This is a genomic window from Novosphingobium hassiacum (genome assembly GCF_014196055.1).
Lineage (GTDB): Bacteria > Pseudomonadota > Alphaproteobacteria > Sphingomonadales > Sphingomonadaceae > Novosphingobium > Novosphingobium hassiacum.
Genome location: NZ_JACICY010000005.1, coordinates 1 through 12,402, shown reverse-complemented (window position 1 = coordinate 12,402; position 12,402 = coordinate 1). Strand labels below are relative to the sequence as shown.

Sequence of the window (12,402 nt, the reverse complement as noted above, 5' to 3'; positions counted from 1 at the left end):
GGATGACTGCCGCATCCACGAATGCGATGTTTCCGGCAGTCCCTGCGCAGGAGAGCAAAATAAATGAAGCCCATCGCTGCAAGCCTTGCCGCAGCCCTGTTACTGGCACCAGCAACTGCGCGGGCTGATGAAGCCTCGGCCTGGAGCAAGTACGAACGACGCGTCGATGGTATTCTGGACGCACTCCATGCCGCCTGGCGTACGGGAGAATCCTCCGAAGGTAGCCGCCAGCGGGTCAAGGGCCTGTGTCAGGGCGTGACCCGAGACAGCACTGGCGGCGAAGGTATAATGCTTCCAAGCTGGGCCCGCAGTCTGATCACAGCGTGCAGCTATGTTGATGAGCTTGCCGGGATGAATGCCGATACGATCTGGTCGGCCAACGACCTCAGGGCCAACTGCAATCAGATGAAGAAGGATGCCGGCGACATGCTGAAAGCCCGGCTGGTCACTGTGGCACCGCAAGCACATGAAAAAGCCTTGCATCTCGGCGCCGATCTCATGTTTTTCTAAGAAGGCGGGTGCAAACGGCGGCGGGACGCCCGCTCCGTCTATCACCTTTGATGACGGCCAAGATACCGTAGCCTGAGATCACGTGGATGGCAGCCAGGCTTGTCGATCCGCTGGCTTTGCCTCCGCGGGATCTGCATCGGATACTCAGTGAGTTACGGCCGGTATCTTCTTTGGTCAGATCGTTGGTGACGCCATTATAAATCAGCAAGGTGTGGGCTTTACCTCGGATCGGATGTTAGGCAGCAGGCATCTGCCATCACCATCAATTGCTCGGCGCAGTTCACCTTGAAAAATTTGCGGGTGCACCAAATTCGGCGGACACTAGCGAACGCATGTGGACGCAAAGCCGCTCTTAATCAGCGGGTCCTTGGTTCGAGCCCAAGTGCGTCCACCAATTTATCCATATATTTCAACGTATTAAATGGCCGTTGGGCCAACTGGATTTCCGCTCGCAGATCGCTAGGTAGCTCTCTAGGTAGCAGCGGATCCGGCGACGGTTGATCAAGGTATTGCGACGAAAAGCTGGCTCCAGCGTGTGCTCGAGCCTGTCTTGCTCTATCAACACTTGGGGTTCAGTAACCCGGATTGAGAATCGCGGCGTTTTCCGCAGTGCTTCGACAACTGTATCGGTCACTGCCCGCACTCTCGGCATGTGGCGCATGTCCACATGCACACCTATCCAGATGTCTCGAACAAGGTCAGGTCTGTCGGGGTACAGGCGAATTAGCCCGAGCTCCCCATCGGCACGATAGCGGGCGAGCGCCGCAACCCCGGCCCCTGCAAGAGTCGCGTGAACCTGCACTTCGCGGCTGTTGGAGCGAAAACCGATAAGCGCATCGGGAAAGGCATCCCGCAGCAGTCGGGTTAGCCCTGTTTGCCGCGAGAGGCGCCGAACGGGCGATCGGTGCCGGCGCAGGTCCGGTCGCTTCTGTCATCATGGGCATGATAACGGCATGCTTTGGCGGCATCGTCCGTGACACGCTGAGCCAGGAGCGGTCCATCATCTTTTCCTACGAGATCTACGTGACCGCCGCATTGGCCGCTGCAATCACTTTCGTTTGCACCAACGCGCTGGGCATTGACCGGGAAGTCGGCGTGTCCGCGGCATTCATGGTAGGCTTCGCACTGCGCGGAGGCGCAATCAGGTACGGCTGGTCATTGCCACGCTATCGGCCACGCCAAGGCCGCCTCCGCGCGAATGACGGTGCCTGACTGCGGTGTTCGACTGGTCTGGCGATCCAGCCCGGCCGAACAACAACTGAGATTTTCATGATTAATGGACGGAGGAGAGATCCACGGACAGCATATATCGTGTGGTTATAATGTGATAAGTTTTCCGAAACCCCCACCACTATCCCCAATATGGGTCTTGCGACCAGTCGATTGTAGCTCGCGACAAGCCCATTCTGGTAGCCGGTCTGGGCCTTCATCGGCACCCGTTTTTGCGATTTTTGCCGATTCACTGCCCTTGCCCACTGGCTCACAGCAGCAGGTGACAACTCGCTTAAGCAGCGATATGCGAGCACACGACGACCATCCCGAATTCCGCCGCACGTGCTTGGTGTTTCAGTTCTATTGTCGCTCCGTGGCAGTATATCAGGCACTTCAGTCGCGAACGACGCTGGCGCGAAGTCGGAATTTACAGACGGATTTTGACCGATGGTAATTCCAGGTAAGTGTCAAAGATTTATCGTAATGAGGCATCTTGGCCTAATTTTTGCGCAATGTGGAGGAAGTCATGCCGCAGAACGACCCATTGACGTCATCGGTGGAAACTGAACCCGGACCAGCTTGGGGATGGATCCTGGCTTATGGCGTGCTTGTTGTCCTGATCGGATCGCTGGCGTTGGGCAACCCGCTGGCGACGGGATTGGCCACGGGTTTTTTGCTTGGTGTGATGTTGCTGACCTATGGTCTCGTTGCCCTGATTTCTGGCCTGTCTTCGCTTTCGAAGCGGGGGCGCTGGATTGAGGCGCTGCTGGGCCTGCTCGGGGTCGCGGCAGGGGGTTTCGTCCTCTTCGCGCCCTTTGCCGGTGCCTTGTCGCTGGTCTGGGCGATCGGATTCTGGCTGTTCGTTGCCGGGATTCTCGAATTGGTGAGCGCGATCAAGGGATCCCATGATCGGGGATGGCGCTTTGCGCTCGGCCTGCTCGACATCGTGCTTGGCGGATTCCTCCTGTTTTCAGGCCCGGCGAGCAGCCTTGTGTTCCTGGCGGGAATCGTTGGGATCAGCTTTCTCTTCCGCGGTGTCTTCCTTATCATCCTGGCGCTCGGCTTGCGCCGCCTGTCCCGGAGTCTTTAAGCGTGCGGCGGCTGGCGTTGATCCTTCTGGCGGTGGCGGTGGCGGTGATGGCGCCGCAATCTGTCGCGTATGCGAGCGATCAGTCTTTCGGGACGTGGAAAAACCCGCAGAACAGCGTTCATGTCCGGGTTGAGCGCTGCGGCGAGCGCATGTGCGGTGTCGTGATTTGGGCCAACGAAAAGGCACAGGCAGATGCGCGCAGAGGTGGCACCGATCCTCTTATCGGGTCGCGGCTTTTTCAGGATTTTGCGCTGGAGAGGCCCGGCGTCTGGCGCGGCAGGGTTTTTGTGCCCGATATCGGCAGGACGTTTGCGGGAACCATCAGCGTGATCGATGATGACACGATAGTCGGCAGAGGGTGCCTGGTTGGACGGGTCGGTTGCAGGTCGCAACAGTGGACGCGGCTGAGGACTGATAATTGGCCATAAGCAAGAATGTGAACACCGCATCCCCGAGGGTGAGCGTGTTCCTCATACTTCACGGGAAGTCAGCGCAGGACCCGCGGGTACGAGAGGCAGTTCGCTCGGTCCGGGCCGATGGTCATGACGTCGAGGTTCGCGTCACATGGGAAAATGGCGATGCGGGGCGGTTCGCGAACGAAGCTGTTATGAAGGCGCAGCAAGGCCGCGTGGATCGCATCGTCGCCGGTGGCGGAGACGGCACCGTGAACGAGGTCTTTGCTGCCGCCTTTCGGGCAGGCTCGTTCGGGCACTGTTCGTTCGGTATCCTGCCGCTTGGGACGGCCAACGATTTCGCGCGTTCGACGGGAATCCCCATCGACGACATGACTGCGTCGTTGCGCTTGACCCTTGTCGCACCAGTGTGCTGGATCGACATCGGTGTTCTGGACGACAGCCCCTTCGTCAATCTGGTGACGGGCGGATTCGGGTCACAGGTCACGGCAGAAACCGATCCGGCCCTGAAACATACGCTCGGTGGTTTCGCCTATGTCCTGACCGGCCTGCGCCGCGCACGGGAACTTACCGCTTGCAGAGGCCGCTTCACGGCCCGGCACTTTTCCTGGGAGGGATCGTTTCTGGCATTGGCCATCGGCAACGGCAGACAGGCCGGCGGTGGCATCCAGCTATGCGCCGAAGCGTTGCTGGATGATGGCGAACTCGACCTGATGATCCTGCCGGAATTAGACCGGAACGCGGGGCTCGATGCCCTTGGCCGCTTCCTGCACGAGGGTGCGGGCAGCGTGGATGGTCTCAAGATTACCGCGCGGAGCCCGTGGGTCACGTTCGAAGCCGAGGAGGATATTTTTATCAACCTTGATGGTGAAACCCGGTCGGTTAGCCGCTTTCGAGTGGGGTGCCACAGAGGCGCGCTGCCGATACACCTTGGCCATAATCTGCTGCTCGGAACAACAAACCCAACCGATGACGGTTGATGGAATGGGCGCAGCTTCCCCACAAGGAACCTTCGTTCATCCCTTGGTGGTAACCTGCGCTCAAATTGACGATCGTCCGCGCTGCATTGAGTACGGCAGCTTTGCGCCCGGAGCCGGGTGGTTTTCGGACCCGACCATCCCAAACCATGTCAAGCTTCGCTTTCCGGAGCGCCGCCAAGGGCCTGGTATAATGCGACATGGGCCGTCAGGCGATCGCTGCGCACCTGCAGGATCGCGAGCTCCACCGAGAGTAACGCACGCTGTGCGTCGATCTGCTCCAGATAGGGCGAATAGCCCGCGCGATAGCGATTGGTCGCATGGCGAAGTGCATCGGCGACCGCTTCGCGCTGGGCCACAAGCGCGCGTTCCTGTTCCCCAAGGCGGTCGATCAAGACCAGTTGATCCTCTACTTCGCGGAATGCCGTCAGCACCGTTCGCTGATAGGCAAAGGCGGCCTGATCGCGCTGCGCAGTAGCGGCGTCGAACTGTCCTTCCAGCCTTCCGCCGCTAAAGAAGGGCGCAAGAATGCTGCCGCCAAGCGACCATATACCGACCGGATCGTCCAGCTGGGACGACAGCACCGCACCAGCAGAGGCGGCAAGGCGCAGCTGGGGGAGAAATTGGGCCCGCGCGGCGCGCATGCGGGCATCGCTGGCCGCAAGATTGAATTCCGCCTGCGCGATATCGGGCCTGCGCCGGGTCAATTCGCTGGGAAACACGGCAGGGATGGCAGGGGTTTGCAGCCCTGCAAAATTTCCGCCCCGCGCGAGGGCACGCGGGGTTTCGCCGATCAGCTGCGACAAGGCATTTTCCTGCCTTGCGATGGAGGCCTCGACGGCAGGGATCTGTTGCTGCGCCGCGCGATATTCGGCCTGTGCCTGCCGCAGTTCAAGCTGCGAGGTATAGCCGACTTCGGCGCGATCGCGCGCGATCTTAAGCGCCTCGGCCCGCGCCCCCAGCGTTTCGCGCAAGGTTTCGAGCCGGCGGTCCAGCGTCAGCAGGGTGATATAGCCCGAAACGGCGGTCGCCGTCACTGCAAGGGCGGCAGCTTCGCGCGCGGCCTGTGTCGCCGCGGTATTGGCGCTGGCGGCATCGACCTGCGCGCGGTTGCGGCCGAACAGATCCACCTCATACGCGGCCTGGAACACCGGCTGCACGCCAAGCGAACGCGAGGCGGTGCCAAAGGCGTTCAGGCTGCGCGCCTCGCTCACCCCGGTCGAGCCATCGAGCGTGGGCACCAGCAGGCTGCGCGATGCGCGTTCCTGCCCGCGCGCTTCTCGCACCCGCGCGGATGCGATTGCGATGTCGGGATTGTTCGCCCGTGCCGCCGCCACGATCCATGCAAGGGCCGGGTCGCCAAATGCGTTCCACCATTGCGGCTCGATCTCGGCCCGCCCCTCAAGCGAAGTGCGCCATGCCATCGGCGGCGCCACCGTGCTGGCAGCAGGTATCGGCGCAAGGGCCGGTGCGCACCCGACCAACAGGCTCAGGCTCAGCAGGGGGAGACCGATCCGGCGCATCAACGGTCTCCTGTATGAACGGTGGCAATCACCGACATGCCGGGGCCAAGTCTCTGGGCCGCCCTCTGCCCCGGATCGATACGGATGCGGACGGCGATGCGCTGCGGAACCTTCACGAAATTACCGGCGCCCGTATCGGGCTTGATAACGCTGAACTCGCTGCCTGCGGCAGGCGACACGCTCTGCACCTTGCCCGTTAGCTCAAGCCCGCCCAGCGCGTCGATTTCCAGTGTCGCGCTTTGCCCGACGCGGATTTCGGCGGTCTGCGCTTCCTTGAAATTGGCGACCACCCACAGCCGTTCGGGCACAAGATACATCAGCTGCGCACCCGGCGAGACCAATTGCCCTTCGCGCACCGCAACCTCGCTCAGCCTGCCGGCGCGCGGGGCGCGAATGATCGTGTTGTCGAGATCGATCTGTGCGAGATCGCGCGACGCTGTCGCATTCTCGACCTGCGCTTCCAGCCCGCCCTGCCCGACATTCACCGAACGCAATTGTTCGCGCGCGATGTCGCGCTGGGCCATCGCCTGCGTCACGCCCGCCTGCGCCTGGCGCAGCGCGGCCAGCGTCTGGTCGCGTTCGCGCAAGGATACCGAACCTTCGTCGGCCAATTCATCGACCCGGCGCATATCTGCCTGCGCCTTGGCAAGCTGGGCGCGAGCATTGGCCACCGACGCCTCCTGTAACCTGACCTGCGCCTCGCTTGAACGCCGGTTTTGTCCCGCATTGTCCAGGCTGGCCGTTTGGGTGGCGATCCCGGCCTGTCCTTGCGCCACGCGCTGGCGATAAATGCGGTCGTCTATGCGGACCAGCGCCTGCCCGGCGGCCACCTGCGCGAAATCCTGCACCAGCACTTCGGTTACATAGCCTGTAACCTGCGGGCTGATGATCGTGGTCTGGCCGCGCACATAGGCGTTGTCCGTGGTCTGGCTGTCGGACCGGAAGGGCGGCAATTGCCAGGCATAGAGTGCGGCAAGCGCGCCCAGCACGATGGCAACCGCGAAGAAGATTGTCTTTTTGCGCGATCGTTCGGGCGCCCAGCCTTCCGGGTTTTCCTGCGTCGGCGCCGCGTCGGCAGCGCCGGTTTCAGCCGCAGGTCCGGCGGGTGTCGCGGTCGGTTCCCGGTCGGCGTTGTCGTCGTTCATTCTTTTGCTCCGCCCATGATCGATGCCAGCGCCTCAAGCTCTTTGGCCAGCGGGTTGATCCCCCGGCGGCGGTTGTAGATCCATTTTGCAAGGATCGCCGCGAATGCGAGGGAAGCGATGATGCCGATCAGAAAAAACATGTCATTGAAAGCCAGGATCGCCGCATCGCGCCCGGCTTGCTGCACCAGCTGCCCCGCGCCGCTTGCCTGCCGCAGCACCGGATCGGCGATAGTGCCATTATACGCGGCGGCGCGAAGTTGAATCGCCTGGGCTACAGCGGGGTCACTCAGCGTCAGTTCCCGGCCTATGTCCATCAGGTGGACCTTCGCCCGGATCGTCTGGAACGCCGCCAGCCCGGCAACCCCTGCAAGCCCGCCGAGCGTCTGTGACAGGGAGAAGACGGCAATGAAGCTGATGATGTATTGCATGCCCTGCGCCAATGCGCGCAGCAGCCCCTCCATCATTGCCGAGCCGATGAAATAGATCGCCGCAAAGGCCATCATCGCCTGCGTCCAATAAAAGTTTTCGGGCCGCGACAGCAGGCCCGCCTGCGTGTCGACAAACGCGGCCACCGCGATCAGCGCCAGTGCGACGAGCAAGGGCCGTTGCAGATCGCTGGTATCCAGCCGTGCGATCAGCACCACGAGCCCGATAAAGGTCGCGCCGGTGATGATCCAGTAATAGGTGACGAGCTGGTCGTTGATCATTCCGACGGTGGTCAGCAGGCCGCCAGCGCCAAAGCCCTGTTCCGACAGCAACACGCGCATCAGCGCGCCCGTCGACGCAAAGATCACGATGTCCTTGCTGGTCATCCAGCGGGTGTGGAGCATGGGATTGGCGCGATTGTGTTCGATCAGGAAAGCCGCGCCGATCAACAGGATCGCGCCCGCCAGCGCCCAGCCCAGCCATGGCGTTGTCCACCACTGGATCCTGCCCTGCACCAGAAACGCGCATAGCAGGCCCATGCCGATGGCCAGCAGCGGGAACGTCACGAGATCAAGTTTTTCGAATGCCTTTTCGATTTCGCCCGGCGGAAGCGGCAGGATGAAGACCATGCCGAACGCCATCAGCGACAGCGCGAATTGCAGATCGAACAGATGGGTGATGTCACCCCCCGCGATCAGAGCCGGGGAAATGGCACGCGCCAACGGCAAGGCGATCTGCGACAGGCCCAGCCCGATCAGCACGCCCGCGATCCGGGCCTTCGCCGGCAGGCCCTGCATAAGGTAATAGATGCCCAGCGTGGAAAGGCCGCTGGCCGCGATGCCGGAAATCCCGCGCGAGACAAGTTCGATCCGGTAGCCCGCGTCGAACAGCTGAACGAAATTGGCCAGCAGCAGCGTCGCCATCGCGATCCTGACGAAGCGCTGGATGCCGAATTGCTGGCGTAGCTTGAACAGCAAAATGCTCATGCACGCATTGGTCATGTTGTAGGCGACCGTGACCCAGCCCGCCTCGACCGATGTCAGTGCCAGATGGCCCTGAAGCCCCGGTAAATTGGCCAGCAGCAGCCCGTTCTGGAACCCGCCGAGGATGGCCAGATAGATCCCGATGAGCAGATAGCCCAGCTTGCGCCGCGCCGGATGATCCGGCGTTGCGGGGGACCCGGCCAGAAAAGGGCGCTCGTGCGGCTTGAACACATAGTCCCCGCCCTGGTGCGCTGGTCGCACTGCGTCAGCCACGGCGGAACAACGGTTCGACAAGCGTTTCCTGCAATGCGGCGCGAAAGCTGTCGTCGTCGAGGAATTCGGGCGACCTCTGGGCAAGCCGGTCACGCCGCAGGATGCCGACAGCCGTGCCGAACGCAAATTGCAGGAGGGCCAGTTCGGGGTGCGGGACGTGGGTGTAGCCGTCCGTCCGGGCCCTTTCAATGAGAGGCAGGAAATGGTCGAGCAGGCGGCGCGTCACGTTCTGGTAGAGCCACTGCGCCCGTTCAGGATCGTGGTCCATGTCGCGCATCATGAAGCGCGCCACCTCGGGCCGGGCGTCCATGAAGCCGATAAATGCACTCATCGATGCACGAAGGGCCGCACCTGAATCGCCAAAGCCGGTGGCCTGGGCGAGCGAAGCCTGTCGCTCTTCTATCCTGTGGCCGACGGCCTCGATGATCCGCTTCCACAATCCCAGCTTCGAACCGAAATTATAGGACACGAGTGCCATGTTGACGCCGGCCGCCTCCGCAATCTCGCGCAGATTGGCCGCATCGAAGCCCTTGTCGGCGAATATCGCAACCGCGCTGGTCATGATCGCCTTCGCCGCATCGATTTCGTTCGTTTGGGGCCGGCCACGTCCGCGTGCGGTTTGTGTCATGATCGATCCTTCTGCGCGCCATGGAGGAACCCGCCAAGTAGCCGCGCGGACTAATTAATCAAGTGATTAATTATTGTTTCGGATGCAAGGCCGGGTACGCCTCGCCTCGAGTGCGCGACCATTCTATCCCTCGGATCACGCTTGAACCCGGTGGCGCGGCTTGCCGGGCATTCAAAGGCGCGCCCAGCTAGACGGAACGAGCGGACCGCCGACCTCGATCGCCTTTTTCAGCCCGGCTTGCCGGTGCAGCCGGTCCCGATAGGACTGCAGCGCCGGATAGCTATCGAGCGCCCCGCCCATATTGGCCATTTCAAGCGTATAGACCATCTGCATGTCGGCCAGGGTCAGCTGCTCGCCCATCAGGAATGAGCCTTTGCCCACGCCCTCGGCGATATAGGTAAGCACGTCTTTGCCCCGCGCCGCAGCGAATTGCGCCATCGCATCGGGCAGCCCGCCCATCATCCGGCCCAGCAATGGCAGCAGCAGCGGGAAGCTGGCGGACCCTTCGGCCAGATCGAGCCACTGGTCATGCATCGCACCTTCGGCAGTGCCTGCCTGGGGGGAATGCCGCCCATTACCATAGCGCGCGTCGACATAGCGCAGGATCGCACTCGATTCCGCTAGCACCAGATCGCCATCGACGATGAAGGGTGCCTTGCCGAGCGGATGGATATGCTTGAGATTTTCAGGCGCTCGCCCATTGACCCGCGCATGGCGGTGCAGCTCGTATTCGATCCCCAGCTCTTCAAGCAGCCAGAGAATGCGCGTGGAACGCGATGTTTCAAGATGATGGACGATGATCATGCGGAAACCCTCTTCAAAATTGCAGGCGCGCGCGAAATGATCAGGCGGCGGGATGGCTGTCCCGTTCCGCCGCTTCGCCCAGCTGGCCGACAAGTGCGTGGGTCAGTTCGTGCAGGGCGACGATCCGGTCTTCCTCGATCCCGACCTTCTTCGCGAGCGTGCCCGGTATCTCCTGCGCTGCAGACTTCAGCGCCCGGCCCTCGGAAGTCGGGGTGACCAGCACACGGCGTTCGTCCTGCGGATCGCGCATGCGCGCGACCAGCCCGGCACGCTCCATGCGTTTCAGCATTGGGCTGAGCGTGCCGACATCGAGGTGCAGGCACGCCTGCAAGTCGCCCACCGTCACCGGCTCGCGCTCCCAAAGTACCAGCATCACCAGATATTGCGAATAGGTCAGGCCCAACGGTGCCAGCAACGGCCTGTACAGCCGCTGGATCAGATTGGTCGCTGCATATAGGGGGAAGCACAGCTGGCGATCGAGGCGCAGCAATTCGTCCCCCTCCTGCTTCGACGGATGGCGTTCCGTCGTCATGGGCGCGCCCTTAAGCCTCGGCTCGGACCGAGAGTTCGACATCGATATTTCCGCGCACCGCGTTGGAATAGGGGCAGACCTTGTGTGCCTGCGCAACGATCGTTTCCGCCGTATCCTGATCGACACCGGCAATCGCGACATCGAGTGCAACCGACAGGGCAAAACCGCCATCGGCATTCGGGGCCATCGAGACGGTGCCGACTACTGTAACGTCATCATCAGCGATCTTATGGGTAGTGCGGGTGACATGAATCACCGCATTGCCGAAACAGGCGGCATAGCCTGCCGCAAACAGCTGTTCGGGATTGGTCGCGCCGCCCTTGCCACCCAGCGCGGCAGGTACGGCGAGATCGAGTTCCAGCAGTCCGTCGTCGCTGGCGATGCGTCCGCTACGCCCGCCGGTGGCAGTGACCTTGGTAGAATACAGTGCGCTCATGATTGGAGTCCTTTTGCAAGATGAAGCCATCATATAGCTAGCCATCTAGCACTTCTGTGGTTGCCGTCCGTTGCGCAAGAGGCTTTCGGCTTGAATGAGTAAATGATCGAGTGCGGTCTTCTGTCAGGCCTTCGTATGCGGCGTTTCAGAGACCGCTGGCCGGTATGGTGATCCGCGGATCAGGTCCAAAACTACTTTCCGAGCATGGAAGCTCACGTGCTAGGGCTGGTTTTCCTGATCCGATCTGTTCGATCCTTTTCCCATTCAAATCATTGCCTTCCTGCTCCCCTTCACCGACGTCAGCCTATCGCGGTTTGATCAAGCCACGGTTGCTGCCATCGAATCCCGGAAGTTCTCCTGTCTGGTGAGCATGGCCCAGATCGCCCGCGCCATCTTGTTGGCCAAGGCAATCGCGACCAACATCCGCGGTTTGCGTGCACTCAGGTTCGCGAGCCAGGAGCCTGCTATGATAGATTTCCGACCCATCCAGTTCAGTCGGGACATTGCGCCAATTATCAGGAGGCGGCGAATATCAGCCTGCCCTGCTTTCGAAATGCGCCCATGGCGGGCCTTGCCACCGCTTGAATGCTGACGAGGCACCAATCCCAGCCAGGCTGCAAAATCGCGGCCGGACTTGAAGCTTTCCATTGGCGGAGCGAAGGCGTCGACAGCAAAAGCTGTCATAGGGCCGACACCGGGCATCGTCTGCAACCGGCGTGCGGTGTCGGTTTGAGCCGCCAAGGCTCTGATCCGCTCGTCGCTTCGTTTGATCCGCGCCGTCATCCCGGTAATTTGATCGAGGATTTCAAGGCATTCCGAGCGAACGATTTCCGGAAGGTCGCTGTTAACCTCCTCGACGATCGCTTCAATCCGCTGACATTGCTGAACCCCTTGGGGAACTGCATGACCGAATTCGTAAAGGAAGGCGCGGAGCATGTTGATCAACTCAGTACGCTGATGGACGAGCCGGGTTCGGGTACGAAACAGCATTGCCCGGCCTTGTTGGTCTTCTGACTTGGCAGCGACGAAGCGCATTTCCGGCCGCTGCGCGGCGATGACAATGGCCTCGGCATCCGCGGCATCGTTCTTCTGCCTTTTGACGAACGGGCGAACATAATGCGGCGCGATCAGCTTTACAGTATGACCAACGCGACTGAGTTCACGTGCCCAGTAATTTGCGCTGCCGCAAGCTTCCATCACCACCAGTGCGGGTGGTTGCTCGGCCATGAACCGGCGGAACTTTTCGCGCGACAGCTGCTTGCGATACTCGACCTCGCCAGTCATTCTTGCAGCGTGCAGTTGGATGACATTTTTCGCCAAATCCACGCCGATCATGATAGTCTTCGTCACGGTTGCCGTCCTTTCCATCCAGTGGCTGTTGATGCTGCCATCTTGGCACATTGCGATGCCGTTCGGGGCGGACGGCAACCACCCCATCTACTTTGGCAGA

At 61.4% G+C, this 12,402-nt stretch carries 13 protein-coding genes and 1 tRNA gene; 6 read left to right on the top strand and 8 right to left on the bottom strand.

Features of this window, described 5'->3' with window-relative positions:
* Window positions 1-63: 63 nt before the first annotated feature.
* From GGQ88_RS11120 to yegS, 6 genes are all read left to right on the top strand, one after another.
* Window positions 64-510: a hypothetical protein gene (locus GGQ88_RS11120; protein WP_183613248.1), complete on the top strand. Its 447-nt coding sequence runs from the start codon at window positions 64-66 to the stop codon at window positions 508-510.
* Between the two features lie 326 nt (window positions 511-836).
* A tRNA-Ser gene (locus GGQ88_RS11115) sits at window positions 837-904 on the top strand.
* 476 nt (window positions 905-1,380) lie between these two features.
* Window positions 1,381-1,722, top strand: coding sequence for a trimeric intracellular cation channel family protein (locus GGQ88_RS11110; protein ID WP_246385899.1), 342 nt, complete (start codon window positions 1,381-1,383; stop codon window positions 1,720-1,722).
* Between the two features lie 526 nt (window positions 1,723-2,248).
* A complete protein-coding gene (locus GGQ88_RS11105) occupies window positions 2,249-2,812 on the top strand; it encodes an HdeD family acid-resistance protein (RefSeq protein ID WP_183613247.1) in 564 nt (187 codons plus the stop codon).
* A 2-nt stretch (window positions 2,813-2,814) separates the two neighbouring features.
* Entirely contained in the window at window positions 2,815-3,240 is a 426-nt protein-coding gene (locus GGQ88_RS11100) for a DUF2147 domain-containing protein (protein ID WP_253204242.1), read from the top strand.
* Window positions 3,241-3,248: 8 nt separating this feature from the next.
* Entirely contained in the window at window positions 3,249-4,205 is a 957-nt protein-coding gene (yegS, locus tag GGQ88_RS11095; protein WP_183613246.1) for a lipid kinase YegS, read from the top strand.
* A gap of 149 nt (window positions 4,206-4,354) precedes the next feature.
* Here yegS and GGQ88_RS11090 read toward each other — a convergent pair whose 3' ends face one another.
* The 8 genes from GGQ88_RS11090 to GGQ88_RS11055 form a co-directional block, all read right to left on the bottom strand.
* On the bottom strand, window positions 4,355-5,725 hold the full coding sequence (locus tag GGQ88_RS11090; protein ID WP_183613245.1) for an efflux transporter outer membrane subunit: 1,371 nt from the start codon (window positions 5,723-5,725) through the stop codon (window positions 4,355-4,357).
* Window positions 5,725-6,870: an HlyD family secretion protein gene (locus GGQ88_RS11085; protein ID WP_183613244.1), complete on the bottom strand. Its 1,146-nt coding sequence runs from the start codon at window positions 6,868-6,870 to the stop codon at window positions 5,725-5,727. Before GGQ88_RS11085 ends, GGQ88_RS11090 begins: the two co-directional genes overlap by 1 nt.
* On the bottom strand, window positions 6,867-8,552 hold the full coding sequence (locus GGQ88_RS11080) for an MFS transporter (protein WP_183613243.1): 1,686 nt from the start codon (window positions 8,550-8,552) through the stop codon (window positions 6,867-6,869). Before GGQ88_RS11080 ends, GGQ88_RS11085 begins: the two co-directional genes overlap by 4 nt.
* Window positions 8,545-9,180 carry a TetR/AcrR family transcriptional regulator gene (locus GGQ88_RS11075; RefSeq protein ID WP_183613242.1) on the bottom strand — a complete coding sequence of 212 codons (636 nt, stop codon included), beginning with the start codon at window positions 9,178-9,180 and terminating at the stop codon, window positions 8,545-8,547. Before GGQ88_RS11075 ends, GGQ88_RS11080 begins: the two co-directional genes overlap by 8 nt.
* Window positions 9,181-9,351: 171 nt before the next feature.
* Window positions 9,352-9,984, bottom strand: coding sequence for a glutathione S-transferase family protein (locus tag GGQ88_RS11070; protein WP_183613241.1), 633 nt, complete (start codon window positions 9,982-9,984; stop codon window positions 9,352-9,354).
* 40 nt (window positions 9,985-10,024) lie between these two features.
* Window positions 10,025-10,516, bottom strand: coding sequence for a MarR family winged helix-turn-helix transcriptional regulator (locus tag GGQ88_RS11065; RefSeq protein ID WP_183613240.1), 492 nt, complete (start codon window positions 10,514-10,516; stop codon window positions 10,025-10,027).
* Window positions 10,517-10,526: 10 nt separating this feature from the next.
* Entirely contained in the window at window positions 10,527-10,952 is a 426-nt protein-coding gene (locus GGQ88_RS11060; RefSeq protein ID WP_183613239.1) for an organic hydroperoxide resistance protein, read from the bottom strand.
* A gap of 318 nt (window positions 10,953-11,270) precedes the next feature.
* A complete protein-coding gene (locus GGQ88_RS11055; RefSeq protein WP_221214645.1) occupies window positions 11,271-12,287 on the bottom strand; it encodes an IS110 family RNA-guided transposase in 1,017 nt (338 codons plus the stop codon).
* Between the last annotated feature and the right edge of the window lie 115 nt (window positions 12,288-12,402).